14 protein-coding genes and 3 tRNA genes are annotated in these 15,128 nt (G+C 60.8%); 9 read left to right on the forward strand and 8 right to left on the reverse strand.

Annotated elements, in window-relative coordinates; translation table 11 throughout:
- The first annotated feature begins 48 nt into the window (after positions 1 to 48).
- Positions 49 to 2,610, forward strand: a complete 2,562-nt coding sequence (locus tag AC1MEK_RS11245) for an excinuclease ABC subunit UvrA (RefSeq protein WP_480396351.1) — start codon at positions 49 to 51, stop codon at positions 2,608 to 2,610.
- Between the two features lie 61 nt (positions 2,611 to 2,671).
- Here the strand turns inward: AC1MEK_RS11245 and AC1MEK_RS11250 are convergent, their stop codons facing one another.
- Positions 2,672 to 3,004 carry a hypothetical protein gene (locus tag AC1MEK_RS11250; protein ID WP_480396352.1) on the reverse strand — a complete coding sequence of 111 codons (333 nt, stop codon included), beginning with the start codon at positions 3,002 to 3,004 and terminating at the stop codon, positions 2,672 to 2,674.
- A gap of 289 nt (positions 3,005 to 3,293) precedes the next feature.
- Here AC1MEK_RS11250 and AC1MEK_RS11255 point away from each other — a divergent pair, with 289 nt between their 5' ends.
- Positions 3,294 to 3,539, forward strand: coding sequence for a type II toxin-antitoxin system Phd/YefM family antitoxin (locus AC1MEK_RS11255; protein WP_480396353.1), 246 nt, complete (start codon positions 3,294 to 3,296; stop codon positions 3,537 to 3,539).
- 20 nt (positions 3,540 to 3,559) lie between these two features.
- Positions 3,560 to 3,919 (forward strand): type II toxin-antitoxin system RelE/ParE family toxin, encoded by a 360-nt coding sequence (locus AC1MEK_RS11260; RefSeq protein ID WP_480396354.1) that lies wholly within the window; start codon positions 3,560 to 3,562, stop codon positions 3,917 to 3,919.
- Positions 3,920 to 4,123: 204 nt separating this feature from the next.
- On the opposite strand, the gene AC1MEK_RS11265 is transcribed toward AC1MEK_RS11260, so the two are convergent.
- The 7 genes from AC1MEK_RS11265 to AC1MEK_RS11295 form a co-directional block, all read right to left on the reverse strand.
- Positions 4,124 to 4,210, reverse strand: a tRNA-Leu gene (locus AC1MEK_RS11265).
- A gap of 182 nt (positions 4,211 to 4,392) precedes the next feature.
- Positions 4,393 to 4,466: transfer RNA gene (locus AC1MEK_RS11270), tRNA-Cys, on the reverse strand.
- 46 nt (positions 4,467 to 4,512) lie between these two features.
- A tRNA-Gly gene (locus tag AC1MEK_RS11275) sits at positions 4,513 to 4,588 on the reverse strand.
- Positions 4,589 to 4,649: 61 nt separating this feature from the next.
- Positions 4,650 to 5,210, reverse strand: coding sequence for a CDP-diacylglycerol--glycerol-3-phosphate 3-phosphatidyltransferase (gene pgsA / locus AC1MEK_RS11280; protein ID WP_480396355.1), 561 nt, complete (start codon positions 5,208 to 5,210; stop codon positions 4,650 to 4,652).
- Between the two features lie 32 nt (positions 5,211 to 5,242).
- Positions 5,243 to 7,066 carry an excinuclease ABC subunit UvrC gene (gene uvrC, locus AC1MEK_RS11285; RefSeq protein WP_480396356.1) on the reverse strand — a complete coding sequence of 608 codons (1,824 nt, stop codon included), beginning with the start codon at positions 7,064 to 7,066 and terminating at the stop codon, positions 5,243 to 5,245.
- 14 nt (positions 7,067 to 7,080) lie between these two features.
- Entirely contained in the window at positions 7,081 to 7,725 is a 645-nt protein-coding gene (gacA, locus tag AC1MEK_RS11290; RefSeq protein ID WP_480396357.1) for a response regulator transcription factor GacA, read from the reverse strand.
- A 203-nt stretch (positions 7,726 to 7,928) separates the two neighbouring features.
- Positions 7,929 to 8,294, reverse strand: coding sequence for a helix-turn-helix domain-containing protein (locus tag AC1MEK_RS11295; protein WP_480396358.1), 366 nt, complete (start codon positions 8,292 to 8,294; stop codon positions 7,929 to 7,931).
- A gap of 82 nt (positions 8,295 to 8,376) precedes the next feature.
- Between AC1MEK_RS11295 and AC1MEK_RS11300 the strand changes: the two genes are divergently transcribed.
- The 6 genes from AC1MEK_RS11300 to AC1MEK_RS11325 all read left to right on the forward strand — a co-directional run bounded on the left by AC1MEK_RS11300 (position 8,377) and on the right by AC1MEK_RS11325 (position 15,128).
- Complete coding sequence (locus AC1MEK_RS11300; protein WP_480396359.1) at positions 8,377 to 8,619, forward strand: DNA-binding protein; 243 nt, start codon at positions 8,377 to 8,379, stop codon at positions 8,617 to 8,619.
- A 761-nt stretch (positions 8,620 to 9,380) separates the two neighbouring features.
- Entirely contained in the window at positions 9,381 to 10,466 is a 1,086-nt protein-coding gene (locus AC1MEK_RS11305; protein WP_480396360.1) for a 3-deoxy-7-phosphoheptulonate synthase, read from the forward strand.
- 90 nt (positions 10,467 to 10,556) lie between these two features.
- The gene (locus tag AC1MEK_RS11310; RefSeq protein ID WP_480396361.1) at positions 10,557 to 10,838 is read left to right on the forward strand and encodes a peptidylprolyl isomerase; all 282 of its coding nucleotides are present in this window, start codon (positions 10,557 to 10,559) and stop codon (positions 10,836 to 10,838) included.
- 335 nt (positions 10,839 to 11,173) lie between these two features.
- Positions 11,174 to 13,042, forward strand: coding sequence for an extracellular solute-binding protein (locus AC1MEK_RS11315; RefSeq protein ID WP_480396362.1), 1,869 nt, complete (start codon positions 11,174 to 11,176; stop codon positions 13,040 to 13,042).
- Positions 13,042 to 14,106, forward strand: a complete 1,065-nt coding sequence (locus AC1MEK_RS11320; RefSeq protein ID WP_480396363.1) for a microcin C ABC transporter permease YejB — start codon at positions 13,042 to 13,044, stop codon at positions 14,104 to 14,106. The genes AC1MEK_RS11315 and AC1MEK_RS11320 overlap by 1 nt, the downstream gene beginning before the upstream one ends.
- On the forward strand, positions 14,106 to 15,128 hold the full coding sequence (locus AC1MEK_RS11325) for an ABC transporter permease (protein ID WP_480396364.1): 1,023 nt from the start codon (positions 14,106 to 14,108) through the stop codon (positions 15,126 to 15,128). Before AC1MEK_RS11320 ends, AC1MEK_RS11325 begins: the two co-directional genes overlap by 1 nt.

Here is a 15,128-nt window from a genome sequence, read left to right on the forward strand (position 1 = left end):
GCCAACCGTTAAGCTGGCTTCTGAATTCATTCGACCCCGGGCCCCCCGATGACAACTGCGCCACACCTGCCGGACTCCGTCACCGTCACTGCTCCTGCGAACCAACCCGGCTTCGTCAAGGTACGGGGCGCCCGCGAGCACAACCTCAAGGAAGTCGACGTCGATATCCCTCGCGACGCACTGGTGGTGTTCACGGGGGTATCCGGCTCGGGCAAATCATCGCTGGCCTTTTCCACGCTGTATGCCGAAGCCCAACGGCGTTACTTCGAGTCGGTGGCGCCCTATGCCCGGCGGCTGATCGATCAGGTCGGCGTGCCGGACGTCGATTCCATCGAAGGCCTGCCTCCGGCCGTGGCCCTGCAACAGCAGCGCGGCACGCCGAGCACGCGCTCATCGGTGGGCAGCGTGACCACACTGTCGAGCCTGATTCGCATGCTCTATTCCCGCGCAGGCAGCTATCCCGCGGGCCAGCCGATGCTGTACGCCGAAGACTTCTCACCCAACCTGCCACAAGGCGCGTGCCCCGAGTGCCACGGCCTGGGCCGGGTCTATGAGGTGCCGGAAGAACTCATGGTGCCGGACGACTCGCTGACCATCCGCCAGCGCGCCGTGGCGTCCTGGCCGCTGGCCTGGCAGGGGCAGAACCAGCGCGACATCCTGGTGACCCTCGGCTATGACGTCGACATCCCGTGGCGCGACCTGCCGAAAAAGCAGCGCGACTGGATTCTGTTCACCGAAGAGCAACCCACCGCGCCGGTCTACGCAGGCCTGACGCCGGAAGAAACCCGCGTCGCCCTCAAGCGCAAACTCGAACCCAGCTATCAGGGCACCTTCATCGGTGCGCGGCGCTACATCCTGCACACCTTCACTCACTCACAAAGCGCGCTGATGAAAAAGCGTGTCTCGCAGTTCATGCGCGGCAGCCCCTGCCCGCTTTGCGAGGGCAAGCGCCTGAAGCGTGAGGCGTTGTCCGTGACCTTCGCTGGCCTGGACATCGGCGAGCTGTCACAGATGCCCTTGCTGCGCCTGGCCGAAGTGCTGCGCCCGGTGGCCATGGAAAGCGCCTGTGACGATCCGGCCAACCCCGACCTGTCGATCGAGAAACGCCTGGCCGCGCAACGCATCGCTCAGGATCTGCTGGCCCGGGTCAGCACCCTGACCGACCTGGGCCTGGGCTATCTGGCACTGGACCGCAGCACGCCGACGCTGTCCTCAGGCGAATTGCAGCGCCTGCGCCTGGCCACCCAACTGGGCTCGCAGCTGTTCGGGGTGATCTACGTGCTCGACGAACCTTCGGCCGGGCTGCATCCGGCCGACAGCGAAGCGCTGTTCGCTGCGCTTCAGCAACTCAAGGCCGCTGGCAACTCGCTGTTCGTGGTCGAGCACGATCTGGAGACCATGCGCCGCGCCGACTGGCTGGTGGATGTCGGCCCGGCAGCGGGCGAGCACGGAGGACGCGTGCTGTACAGCGGCCCGCCGGCAGGACTGGCGCAGGTCGAAGCCTCGCGCACTCGCCTGCACCTGTTCGCCGAACACAGCCACCTGCGCACCCAGCGGCGCCGGGCCAGGGACTGGCTGCGCCTGTCCGGCATCACTCGCAACAACCTGACCGACCTCAGTGCCGAACTCCCGCTGGGCTGCTTCACCTCGGTGACCGGCATCTCAGGCTCGGGCAAATCCAGCCTGGTCAGCCAGGCCTTGCTCGAACTCGTCGGCGCAGGGCTGGGAAGCCCCAGCGCCACCAGCGATCAGGAAGAACCGAGCCTGGAAGACGATGCGCCACAACCCACTGGGGGCCACATCGCCGGGGGCCTTGAGTCGATCAAGCGCCTGGTGCAGGTCGATCAGAAACCCATCGGCCGAACGCCCCGCTCCAACCTCGCCACCTACACCGGCCTGTTCGACAACGTGCGCAAACTCTTCGCTGCCACCGATGAAGCCAAGGCCGCCGGTTACGACGCCGGCCAGTTCTCCTTCAACGTCGCCAAGGGACGTTGCGAAGTGTGCGAAGGCGAAGGCTTCGTCAGCGTCGAATTGCTGTTCATGCCCAGCGTCTACGCGCCCTGCCAGACCTGCCACGGCGCCCGCTACAACCCGCAGACCCTGGCCGTGCACTGGCACGACCTGAACATCGCCCAGGTGCTGCAACTGACCGTCGACCAGGCCGTCGAGGTGTTCGCCGAGCAACCGGCGGTGCTGCGATCACTGACCGTGCTGCGCGACATCGGCCTGGGTTACCTGCGACTTGGCCAGCCCGCGACCGAGCTGTCCGGCGGCGAGGCCCAGCGCATCAAACTCGCCACCGAGCTGCAACGCAACCCACGCGGCGCCACGCTATACGTACTCGACGAACCCACCACCGGCCTGCACCCCAGCGACGTCGACCGTCTGCTGGTGCAACTCAACGCACTGGTCGACAATGGCCACAGCGTGATCGTCGTCGAACACGAAATGCGCGTCGTCGCTCAGAGTGACTGGGTCATCGACATGGGCCCCGGCGCCGGGGAAGACGGTGGGAAGATCGTTGCCAGCGGGACGCCGGAGAGCGTGGCGAAGAGCAAGAAAAGTAAAACCGCCCCGTTCCTGCGCGCGGTCTTGGCAGGAATTTGAGTGGTTTTTCGGGCAGCTCATGTGAATCACTAAGAAACAGCGCCATTAGACGCCGGCCACCTCAAACCAGCTTGCGGGCGCGCCTGCGCGGTAGCGGATCGGGGCTTGCCGGGCTGGGCCGCGCGATACCGCGGGGGCCCAGCAACTCTTTCGCTCGATCGACGCCCCAGGCGATCGCCTGCGTCATCGTCTCGCCGGGGCGCGACGAGTAGGCCTCTTCAAAGAGCATCACACCCTTTGCGCAATAGACGCCAATGAACAGCTGCGTCGCCAGTTCGGCGCAGTGCCGCACCTGGACGTTGATCAGCGTGCCATCGAGCAGCCTTTCATCATGATCGCGGACATGCACATCGTTTCGCGCCCAGTCCCAGTACTTCTGTCCGCGTGTGCGCATACAACCTCCCGTCCCGAAACCGCGAGTATGCGGGTTGTACGAAGTTAAACGAACAGTTATTTGAAATAATTATGACGTCAGAAGATCGGCGGCACGGTGCGCGGTGGAAAAATGGGCAACCCATTCGAGACGAATCGGCGAAGATCATTGAAACGAGGAAGCCTCAGCAGCACCGGCAAATGGTCTGAATTCAGGTTTAATTTAGACCACTGCTACGCTATGCTCTTGACCAACCACTGGCTGCGCTGCCAGCCACATGTCAAACCGATCGGGCGAAGGAGTGATACCAATGAGAGTCGAGACGATCAGTTACCTGAAACGCCATGCCGCCGATCTCGATCTGGAAGAGCCCATGGTGGTCACTCAGAACGGCGTACCCGCTTATGTCATCGAGTCCTACGCCGAACGTAAAAGCCGCGATGAGGCCATTGCGATCGTCAAAATGCTTGCGATCGGGTCCAGGGAATATGCAGAAGGCAAGCACAGCACTGCGGATGAACTGAAAGCGCGCCTGGCCCAGAAGTTTGGCCAGTGATCAGGTAGTCAGGAAGCTCAATGGTCGATCCACTTACACGCTACACCATACGTTTCACCAACGTCGCCTACCAAAGCATTGAAGACCAGATCGTTTACCTGGCAGCTTACCAGGACCAAGCCGCAGCGCTGTCTTCTGTCAGTGAACTACTCGACGAAATTACGTCCAAGCTCAGCGAGCTTCCCATGCGCTGGGCGGTTAGCGATGAAGCAAGCGCACTGGGGATCCTGCAGTATCGCAAGATGATCATCGGCCGGTACCGCATTTTCTTTGAGATTCACGAAGCACAACGCGACGTCGCCGTGCACCTGGTACTCCGGCAAAAACAAAGCTCAGAACAAGCACTGATCCGCTACTGCTTGATTGGCCCCACTTTCTAAAACTCCCTATGGTTTCCTGTCGTCTTTTGACGATCTGAATTCAGCCCCGGTGCGCGAACGACCTTCGCAATGACGCAGCACGGCGTTCGAAAATACAGGGGCAAGCAGTCGTGCCAACGAAGTGGTCTGAGGAAGGATGGGTGAGTCAAGGAAGCGGAAAACGACTCAGGCGCTTCGGATTGCTCCGTAAGCGCCTGATCTAGATGGTGCCCCGAGCCGGAGTCGAACCGGCACATCCTTTCGGACGACGGATTTTAAGTCCGGTGTGTCTACCAATTTCACCATCAGGGCGGTGTTGCGTATCGATGTTCCGATCAGCATGAGTGCAGACCGTCAGTATCGACAAGAGCTGGGAATATATACATCCCTACCCGGCGAAGCAAGCTTGCAGGGTGTCTAAATGCATCAGAAAACAAATGCTGGCACAAATAAAAAAGCTCTGTAAATCAGTGATCTACAGAGCTCGTTTATAGTGGAGGCCGAGGTCGGAATCGAACCGGCGTAAGCGGATTTGCAATCCGCGGCATAACCATTTTGCTACTCGGCCCCAAACGCTAAATACCCTGACAGCTGACATTTAACGCATTACAAACTGGAGCGGGAAACGAGACTCGAACTCGCGACCCCGACCTTGGCAAGGTCGTGCTCTACCAACTGAGCTATTCCCGCTTGGTGTGGGCGCCATTCTATAGATTCCAGTGACGCCGTCAACCCCTTGATTTAAAAAAACTTATTTTTCTTCTGCAGTGGTACGCAGATGCGGCCATGCAGCCCGCAGGTATTGCACCATCGACCACAGCGTCAGCCCCGCCGCCACCATGAGCAGGATGTAGCCCAGTACCACCCAGAAGGTAAACGCGGGCGGGTTGGCCAGCAGGATCACCAGCGCCAGCATCTGCGCGGCGGTTTTCCATTTGCCCAGGTTAGACACCGCCACCTGGGCGCGGGCGCCGATTTCGGCCATCCATTCGCGCAGTGCGGAAATCACGATTTCGCGACCGATGATGACGGCCGCCGGCAGCGTCAGCCAGAAATTGGCGTGGGCCTGCACCAGCAGCACCAGGGCGACGGCCACCATCAGTTTATCGGCCACAGGATCAAGAAACGCGCCGAATGGCGTGCTCTGCTCCAGGCGTCGCGCCAGGTAGCCGTCGAGCCAGTCGGTGGCGGCCGCCAGGGCGAACACCGAACTGGCTGCCATATAGCTCCAGTGATAAGGCAGGTAGAACAACAGAATGAAGATCGGAATCAGCAGGACACGTAATACGGTAATCAGATTAGGGATATTCATCGGCACAACTGGCTACGAGGTGAGCGGGCATTCTACTCGCTGTGCAGGTTTGCATAAATCGACTCTGCAAGCTTTTTGCTGATTCCAGGCGCCTTGGCGATTTCTTCGACGCTGGCCCGGGACAATTCCTGCAACCCACCGAAGTGTTTGAGCAGGTCGCGGCGCCGGGTCGGGCCCACGCCCGCCACGCCTTCCAGGGTCGAAGTACGTCGTGTTTTGCCTCGCCGTGCGCGGTGGCCGGTGATTGCAAAACGGTGGGCTTCATCGCGAATCTGCTGGATCAGGTGCAGCGCGGGTGAATCGCCCTTGAGCGTGAATTCATGGGCGGCGTCGTTCAGGTACAGGGTTTCGAAACCCGCCTTGCGCGTCGTACCCTTGGCGACACCCAGCAGAATCAGGTCCGGCACCGCCAGTTCATTCATCACGTCGCGCGCCATGTTGAGCTGGCCTTTGCCGCCGTCCACCAGCAGGATGTCCGGCAACTTGCCTTCGCCGTCCTTGATCTTGCCGAAGCGCCGGGTCAGCGCCTGATGCATGGCCGCATAGTCGTCGCCTGCGGTCACGCCTTCGATGTTGTAGCGCCGGTAGTCGGACTTGATCGGCCCTTCCGGACCGAACACCACGCAGGACGCCACGGTGGCCTCGCCGCTGGAGTGACTGATGTCATAGCATTCGAGGCGCTGCGGCGGTTCATCGAGCTTGAGCACGTCGGCCAGGGCCTCGAAACGCGCGGCGATGTGCTGCCGGTTCGCCAGGCGCGCCGCCAGTGCCTGCTCGGCGTTGGTCACCGCCAGTTGCTGCCAGCGCGCCCGTGTGCCGCGCACCCGGTGGCTGATGCTGATTTGTCGTCCGCGGGAAGCGTCGATGGCGTCGATCAGCGCCGGGAAGTCCTCGTTGACCACGTTGACGATGACCTCGCCCGGCAGCTCCCGCTCGCCGCCCCCCAGGAAATACTGAGCCAGGAAGGCCGACATGACTTCACCGACCTCCTCTTCGATGCCCACCTGCGGGAAGAAATTCTTGCTGCCCAGCACTCGCCCGCCACGCACGCTGATCAGGTGCACGCACGCACCACCCGGGTTGACGAAGGCGGCCACGACATCGACATCGCCGGTGCCGCTTTCCATACTCTGCTGATCCTGCACCCTGCGCAGCAGCGCGATCTGGTCGCGCAGTTCGGCGGCGTGCTCGAAATTCAGTTCCATCGCGGCCTTTTCCATCAGCGTGTTCAGTTCGTCACTCAGGGCATTGCTGCGCCCTTCGAGGAACATCACCGAGTGGCGCACGTCGTCGCCATAAGTCTCTGGCTCGACCAGCCCCACGCACGGCGCCTTGCAGCGCTTGATCTGGTACTGCAGGCACGGCCGCGTGCGGTTCTTGTAGAAGCTGTCTTCGCACTGGCGCACGTGAAACGTCTTCTGCAGGATCGCCAGGCTCTCGCGAATCGCACCGGCGCTGGGATACGGCCCGAAGTAGCGCCCTTTGGCCTTCTTTGCACCGCGATGGATGCTCAGGCGCGGGAACAGGCCATCGGACAAATGCACGTACGGGTAGGATTTGTCGTCACGCAGCAGGATGTTATAGGGCGGACGCGATTCCTTGATCAGCGTCTGTTCCAGCAGCAACGCCTCGGTTTCGTTGGCGGTGATGGTGGTCTCGACCTGGGCAATGCGCCCCACCAGCGCGCTGGTCTTGGGTGCGTGGCCGGTCTTGCGAAAGTAGCTTGCAAGGCGCTTCTTGAGGTTCTTGGCCTTGCCCACATAAAGAAGCCGCCCCTCGATATCGAACATGCGATACACGCCGGGTCGGCCACTGCAGGTTGCCAGAAAGGCACTTGGATCGAACGGTTGGGTCATTTCAGTCAGATCGGTCAGGCGCTGGCATCAACCATGCCGTGACGGACAGCCAGCAAAGCCAGTTCGACATCGCTGCCGATGGAGAGCTTTTCGAAGATGCGGTAACGGTAGGTGTTCACGGTCTTGGGCGACAGGCACAGCTTGTCGGAGATGGTCTGCACCTTCTGGCAGCCGACGATCATCAGCGCAATCTGGATTTCCCGCTCCGACAACAGCTCGAAGGGTGAATTGCTGGTCTGCGGCTGGAAGGACTTGAGCGCCAGCTGCTGGGCGATCTGCGGGCTGATGTAGCGCTGCCCGGCGAACACCAGACGGATGGCCTGGACCATCTCGGTCAGCCCTGCGCCCTTGGTCATGTAACCGGCGGCGCCGGCCTGCAGCAAACGGGTCGGGAACGGGTCTTCTTCACAGACCGTCACGGCGACCACCTTGATTTCGGGATGGCTGCGCAGCATCTTGCGGGTGGCTTCCAGGCCGCCGATGCCGGGCATCTTCACATCCATCAGCACCACGTCGGGCTTGAGTTCGCGGGCCTTCTTCAACGACTCCTCGCCCGAGTCTGCCTGCCCGACCACCTGCAGTCCGTCGATGTCCGACAGCATCCGTGTGATACCTGTGCGCACCAGATCATGGTCGTCTACAACCAGCACCCTAATCAAGCAAACACCTCACCAAACGATTTATGACGATTGCTCGCCACCTTAGCAAAAAGAAAATGCAGGACCTAGCGCGAAACATTGTTGCGAAGGCAATGTTTTACCGGCCGTGCCGAGTGATCCATAACGATACCGACAAGCTATCATCATCGACCATGAAACTTGCAAAAAATCTTCAAACGCGCGCTTGCTGCAAAACCGCAGTTTCAGTCTTCCTCTGAAGTGGCTTTCTTGTCTGGCGCATAGGTGGCTTTATATTCAGCCAGGGTCGTGGTCAGGCGCAGGATCGCGTCACGATCTTCCTTGACCAGCGAGCGGTAGCTGCCCAGCACCCACTCCTCGACTTCGCTGAGGTTTTCAACCGGCGCGGGGGTGCGTGTGCCGGTCAAGACGTACAACACATCCACGCCTTTGGCGGCGACCGCAGCCAGGTAATCTGCCTTGGGTGTACGGTCGCCGCTCTCGTACTTGCCCTGCGCATTGGGCTCCACGCCACCAATTTCTCCGAACGCTCGTTGCGACAGCCCCAAGCGCTCGCGTTCTTCCCTAAGCCGGGCACCAATTCCACTCATTTGAATGCATAACCTTGTTGACCCCATCCTTACGAATGGTAGAATCGTGATAAATTTATACTGACTTGAACGGTTTTGAACTATGCCCGGAATACGCACCGCAGCACAAGCCAAGGCCTGGCTCGAAGAGCAAGGCAAATCTGTTCAAGAGTTTGCTCGGGAAAACAGCGTTGATCCGGCCACGACTTATCAGATTCTCTCCGGTCGCAAGAAAGGCCGCAGAGGCGAGTCCCATAAAGTGGCGGTACTGCTGGGCATGAAAGTCGGCGTCATCCCCGTCGAGCAACCGACTAAGGGCGATGACTCGTCACCGAGCGTTATTTAGACGCTTAGTTGTAGGAAGTTTCCTCAAAAGTTGTGGGTTCTATTATCGCCCACAGCGGCAGAATCTGGCAGCAGTGTCATCACGTCGCCGCATGCACGGCGCCAAGTCTGCCTATGCCTTCCATCCAGGTGCCGCGCGCCATCCACCTGCCGCACAGGTGCAGCCAGCCCTGCTCAGGGCGTCGCCACGGCAACGGGCCAATGGACCTCATTGAATTTTCCAATTGAATAACCGCATCTGCCTGAAGTAAGCTCGGCGTCACCTTACGGAGACAGACCATGTTGCCTTCCACCCTTTCCCAGCCTTGCCGCCCAGCCGACGCCACGCGTCCGGTTGCGGATATCGCTGCGTGGAATGTGGCTGCGGTCTGCTCGCCTGCTTCTTATTTTTATGGGTATTGGTTTAGCCACTAGCGCGCCTGATACCCAAACGGCGCCCACGAATAACGGGACGCCCACCAGAGATAACTCTACCCCCGGTCGGCTTCCCGACCGGGGGTTTCGTTTTTCTGGGGCTGGCAAATCGCCCCGCACAACCTGACTAGCGCTTCAAACCGAGGATACCGAAATGAACTACAGCACCTATTACCGCAACGACATCGACTTTGCATGGCGATTTAGCAGCCTCCGTTCGGGACAGTCAGCCGCCTCCGACCGGTCACTTGCAGGTGGCAAATCCGCACTTACCGTCCATACGGCACATTGTCGAACACCCCAGTAGGCCCGCGCGGGACATTGCCCGCCGGCCAGGAAGCCCTGAACATGAATTCGTCCGTCGCAGCTAAAAACCTGTCTGACCTGCCGTCCTCTCCAGTGACCCTGATCGACAGTCACCCTGCCCCACAACGCCTGCCCAGCACCCTGGCGCTGAAAAACCAGTTGCCGCTCGATGCCACGCTGACTGCGCAGATCCAGGCTCATCGCCAATCGGTACGCGCCATCCTCAATGGCGAAGACTCGCGCCTGCTGGTGGTCGTCGGCCCCTGCTCGATCCATGACCCGCAATCGGCCCTCGAATACGCCGAACGCCTGGCCAATCTCGCCACCGAAGTCAGCGACCAGATGCTGCTGGTGATGCGCGCCTACGTCGAAAAGCCCCGCACCACCGTCGGCTGGAAAGGCCTGGCCTACGATCCACATCTGGACGGCAGCGACGACATGGCAGCCGGCCTGACGCTGTCCCGGCACCTGATGCGCGAAATGATTCGCCTGGGCCTGCCGATCGCCACCGAATTGCTGCAACCCATGGCCGCCGGCTACTTCGATGACCTGCTGAGCTGGGTCGCCATTGGCGCACGCACCACCGAATCGCAGATCCACCGGGAAATGGCCAGCGGCCTGCACATGCCCGTCGGCTTCAAGAACGGCACCGACGGCGGTATTGCCGTGGCCTGCGACGCCATTCGTTCCGCTGCTCACGCCCATCGCCATTTCGGCATCGATCGCCATGGCCACCCAGCGATCATCGAGACTCAAGGCAACCCGGATACCCATATCGTGCTGCGCGGCGGCCACAACGGCCCGAACTTCGACGCCGCAAGCGTGGCCAAGGTCAACGCCAGCCTGGACAAGAACCGCATCGCGGCACGGGTCATGGTCGACTGCAGCCACGCCAACAGCGGCAAGGACCCGCTGCGTCAGCCTCAGGTCTTCAATGATGTACTGGCGCAAAAGCTCGCGGGCGACAACACCTTGATTGGCATGATGCTGGAAAGTCATCTGTTCGAAGGCTGCCAGCCGTTGAGCGAGTCGCTGCGTTACGGGGTTTCGGTCACCGACGGCTGCCTGGGCTGGGACGGCACCGAGCAACTGCTGCGCTCGGCTGTCGACAAGCTGCGCTACCGTTAACGGTTGCCGAGTTGATGCGTCGGAACTTTCTCGGGAAAAGCCTCCCTTAATCGGGTAGGCTCTTTCTTTTTTTTGACAGGAGTAATCCACATGGCCAGAGCTACCGCTCGCCACATCCTTGTTTCCACTGAAGAAAAGTGCAACGAACTGAAAGCCCAGATCGAAGGCGGCGCAGATTTCGCCGAAGTCGCCAAGGCCAACTCCAGCTGCCCTTCGAGCCGTCAGGGCGGTGACTTGGGTTCGTTCGGTCCTGGCCAGATGGTCAAGGAATTCGACACCGTCGTGTTCAGCGCGCCAGTGAACGTCGTTCAGGGCCCGGTGAAAACCCAGTTCGGTTATCACCTGCTGGAAGTGACCAGCCGCCAGGACTGATCCAGCCCTGTCTCACGCAAACGGCTCGCCCTCAAAAGCGGGCCGTTTTGCTTTGCGCGCCGTATTGTGTTGCGGTATCGATTCAGGCAAAGAATTTGCTTTAACTTTCGTTCCGTCCACAAGGCCAGTACATTGGCACCATGGTGCAAGCGGTTTATACCGGCTGCGGAGCCGGCGCGTCATGATCCATACGTATTGCCCGGTTACAAAGACTCAACCCTTGCGGTAGCGTGCCACCGCAGGTAACGAATAAAAAATCGAAGGGCTGGCGGCAATCGCCGGTTCATGACCTCAAACCCTGATGCCCGCAAACGGCGTCAGTCAGGATTCGTGTAATGCGTTTTGTTTTTTCATCGCTGATGGCCGCAACACTCCTCCTGCTCTCAGGTCCGCAACCCCTGTCCGCTGCTCCCCAATATGCCCTGACCGTCTACGGCGAAGCGCCGCGTTATCCGGCGGATTTCAAACACTTCGACTACGTCAACGCCGACGCCCCAAAAGGCGGCAGCATGCGCCGCTCGGCACAGGAAATCGGGCAGTTCGACCACATCATGCCGTACATCGACAAGGGCACCGGGGTGTCGCAGGTCAACGGGCTGCTCTACTCGCCGCTGGCGGTCAAATCCCTCGACGAGCCCTACACGGTCTACGGCCTGATCGCCGAAAAAATGGAGCGCGCCGCCGATGGCATGTCGCTGCGCTTTTATCTGAACCCCAAAGCCAGGTTCTCCGACGGCACGCCGATCACCGCCGAAGATGTGCGCTTCACCTATGACCTGCTCATGACCCAGGGCAGCCTTTCGTATCGGACCGAGTTCGGCGACGTCAAAGGCGTCGAGGTCGAGTCCCCGTCAGTGATCCGCTTCGACTTCAAGAGCAACGAGAGCCGCACCCTGCCGCTGGATCTGGCGTCATTGCCGGTATTCCCCGAGCACTGGTGGAAAGAGCGCGACTTTGCCAACGGCGGCGGCTTCGAGGCGCCGGTGGGCAGCGGGCCTTACCGGGTCGGCAAGGTCGATCCGGGGCGCAGCATCACCTTCGAGCGCAATGCGGACTGGTGGGCCAAGGATCTGCCGGTCACCCGCGGCATGTACAATTTCGATCATTTCAGCGTCGAATATTTTGGCGACACCGATGTCGCCCGGCAGGTGCTGCTCGGCGGCGGCTACGACTACAACCGCGAGTACTCGGCCACCGGCTATTCGGTGCGCTACGACAGTCCGGCCCTGACCGAAGGCCGCCTGCAACGGGCGCATCTGGCACCGGGTATGGTGCAGAGTTCCCAGGGGTTCGTGTTCAACCTGGACCGGCCCAAGTTCCAGGACCGTCGCGTGCGTCAGGCGCTGGCGATGCTGTGGGATTTCGAGTGGACCAACCGGCAGATGATGCGCAACGTCTACGTGCGCCAGAACAGCTATTTCTCCAACAGTGATCTGGCGGCAACCGAGTTGCCGACTGCGTCGGAGCTGAAAATCCTCGAACCACTGCGCGACCAGGTGCCGCCTGAAGTCTTCACCACCGTGTTCCACACGCCCAAGACCGATGGCACCGGGTTCATTCGCGACAAACAGCTGCAGGCCTTGGCCCTGCTGGAAGAAGCCGGCTGGATGCCCAAGGGCGACAAGCTGGTGAATGCCGAGGGCGAGCCGCTGAGTTTCACCTTCCTCAATGGCCAGAGTGGTTTTGAAAAGATTCTGCTGCCCTATAAACGCAATCTGGCACAAATCGGCATCGACTTTGAAATCCGCCGCATCGATTCGGCGCAATACCTGAACCGGGTCATGGCGCGGGATTACGACATGATCGTCACAGGCTACGGCGTGTCGACTTCGCCCGGCATGGAGCTGTACAACAACTTCGGCTCCAAGGTGGCCAAGGACTCGGGCTCCAGCAATTACATGGTGTTGCGCGATCCGGCCATCGATACGCTGATCTATGGCCTGGCCAAGGCCGACAGCAAGCCTGCCATGATCGACTACGCCCACGCGCTGGATCGCGTGCTGCAATGGGGCTTCTACTGGATTCCCAACTATTACCCGCCGGGCTCCTCCACCGTGTGGTGGAACCGCTTCGGCATTCCGAAGATTCAAGCCAGCAACAGCGAAGCCATCGACACCTGGTGGGAGCTCAGCCCGCAGGCTTTGAGCAGTGAACAATTCGCCCAACAACGGGGCAACTCGGCCCTGCCCTGGGAGGTGAAGTAATGCTGGGTTATCTGCTGCGGCGCCTGCTGCTGATCATTCCGACCTTGCTGGCCATTCTGCTGGTGAATTTCTTTATTGTGCAGGCCGCGCCCGGCGGACCGGTCGAGCAAGCCATTGCCAAATTGCAGGGCGTGGCGGGCGGCACCATCGGCGCCGGCCACACCGAAACCATGAACGCCGGCCAATCCCGCGCCAGCCGCGGCCTGGATCCCAAGCTGATCAAGGAGATCGAGCACCAGTACGGCTTCGACAAGCCGCTGCACGAGCGCCTGTGGCTGATGCTCAAGAACTACGCACGGCTGGATTTCGGCAACAGCTTCTTCCGCGGCGCCAAGGTCACCGACCTGATCCTGCAGAAGATGCCGGTGTCGATCTCGCTCGGGCTATGGGCGACGCTGATCACCTACCTGGTGTCGATCCCGCTGGGCATTCGCAAGGCGGTCAAGCACGGCAGCCACTTCGACATCTGGAGCAGCACGGCAATCATCATCGGCTATGCCATGCCGGCGTTCCTGTTCGCCATGCTGCTGGTGGTGGTGTTCGCCGGCGGCACGTCGCTGAGCTGGTTCCCGGTGCGCGGGCTGGTCTCGGAGAACTTCGACTCGCTCACAACACTGGGCAAGATCGCCGACTATTTCTGGCACCTGGTATTGCCGGTTGCGTCGCTGGTGATCGGTGGTTTCGCGACGCTGACCATCCTCACCAAGAACTCCTTCCTCAACGAAGTGACCCGCCAGTACGTGACCACCGCCCGGGCCAAGGGCCTGAGTGAGCGCCGCGTGCTCTACGGCCACGTGTTTCGCAATGCGATGCTGCTGGTGGTGGCGGGCATTCCCCAGGCATTCATTACTGTGTTCTTTGCCGGTTCGCTGATGATCGAGGTGATTTTCTCCCTCGACGGCCTCGGCCGCATGAGTTACGAGGCGGCCGTATCAAGGGACTATCCGGTGGTGTTCGGCACGCTGTTCATCTTCACCCTGTTCGGGCTTCTGATAAAACTGGTCGGGGACATCTGCTACACCCTGGTCGACCCCCGTATCGACTTCAGCGCGAGGAATGCCTGATGCGCAGACTGTCTCCGGTGGCTCGCCGACGTTTCGAGCGTTTTCGCAACAACCGCCGTGGCTGGTGGTCGCTGTGGCTGTTTTGCGGGCTGTTCATTATCAGCCTGTGCGGCGAGCTGATCGCCAACGACAAGCCGCTGGTGTTGAGCTACAAACACGAATTGTACTTTCCTGCCTTCAAACGCTACACCGAGGTGGAGTTCGGCGGCCAGTTGCCGTTCCAGCCCGACTACCGCAGCGACTACGTGCGCGAGCTGATCAACAAGGGCGAAGGCTGGATGCTGTTCCCGCCGATTCCCTTCAGCGATGACACGCCCAACTACGACCTGAACAAGCCTGCGCCCAGCCCGCCCTCGGAAATCAACTGGCTGGGCACCGACGATCAGGCGCGGGACGTACTGGCCCGAGTCATCTTCGGCGCGCGGGTATCGATTCTGTTCGCCCTGGCGCTGACCTTCATCAGCGCGCTGATCGGCATCGCCGCAGGCGCGCTGCAGGGCTATTACGGCGGCTGGGTCGACCTGATCGGTCAGCGTTTGCAGGAGGTCTGGTCGGGCTTGCCGGTGCTGTACCTGCTGATCATTCTGTCGGGCTTCGTCGAGCCCAACTTCTGGTGGCTGCTGGGGATCATGGCGCTGTTTTCCTGGCTGGCACTGGTGGACGTGGTGCGTGCCGAGTTTCTGCGCGGGCGCAACCTGGAATATGTCAAGGCGGCCCGCGCGTTGGGCCTGGATGACCGCAAGGTGATCATGCGCCACATCCTGCCCAATGCCATGAACGCCACCCTGAGTTACCTGCCGTTCATTCTCACCGGGGCGATTTCCACCCTCACCGCGCTGGATTTCCTCGGTTTCGGCATGCCCGCCGGCAGCGCTTCGCTGGGCGAACTGATCGGCCAGGGCAAGCAGAACCTGCAGGCGCCGTGGCTCGGCTTCACAGCTTTCTTTACCCTGGCGCTGATTCTGTCGCTGCTGGTGTTCATTGGCGAGGCGCTGCGTGACGCCTTCGACCCGAGGTCCTGA

It is taken from the genome of Pseudomonas sp. 2 (genome assembly GCF_056627435.1).

Coding starts and splice junctions, on each gene's coding strand:
- AC1MEK_RS11310 (WP_480396361.1), top strand. CDS start 10,557: ATGGCCAGAGCTACCGCTCGCCACATCCTTGTTTCCACTGAAGAAAAG.
- AC1MEK_RS11320 (WP_480396363.1), top strand. CDS start 13,042: ATGCTGGGTTATCTGCTGCGGCGCCTGCTGCTGATCATTCCGACCTTG.
- AC1MEK_RS11245 (WP_480396351.1), top strand. CDS start 49: ATGACAACTGCGCCACACCTGCCGGACTCCGTCACCGTCACTGCTCCT.
- AC1MEK_RS11295 (WP_480396358.1), bottom strand. CDS start 8,294: ATGAGTGGAATTGGTGCCCGGCTTAGGGAAGAACGCGAGCGCTTGGGG.
- pgsA (WP_480396355.1), bottom strand. CDS start 5,210: ATGAATATCCCTAATCTGATTACCGTATTACGTGTCCTGCTGATTCCG.
- AC1MEK_RS11255 (WP_480396353.1), top strand. CDS start 3,294: ATGAGAGTCGAGACGATCAGTTACCTGAAACGCCATGCCGCCGATCTC.
- AC1MEK_RS11305 (WP_480396360.1), top strand. CDS start 9,381: ATGAATTCGTCCGTCGCAGCTAAAAACCTGTCTGACCTGCCGTCCTCT.
- AC1MEK_RS11325 (WP_480396364.1), top strand. CDS start 14,106: ATGCGCAGACTGTCTCCGGTGGCTCGCCGACGTTTCGAGCGTTTTCGC.
- AC1MEK_RS11315 (WP_480396362.1), top strand. CDS start 11,174: ATGCGTTTTGTTTTTTCATCGCTGATGGCCGCAACACTCCTCCTGCTC.
- AC1MEK_RS11250 (WP_480396352.1), bottom strand. CDS start 3,004: ATGCGCACACGCGGACAGAAGTACTGGGACTGGGCGCGAAACGATGTG.
- AC1MEK_RS11260 (WP_480396354.1), top strand. CDS start 3,560: ATGGTCGATCCACTTACACGCTACACCATACGTTTCACCAACGTCGCC.
- uvrC (WP_480396356.1), bottom strand. CDS start 7,066: ATGACCCAACCGTTCGATCCAAGTGCCTTTCTGGCAACCTGCAGTGGC.
- AC1MEK_RS11300 (WP_480396359.1), top strand. CDS start 8,377: ATGCCCGGAATACGCACCGCAGCACAAGCCAAGGCCTGGCTCGAAGAG.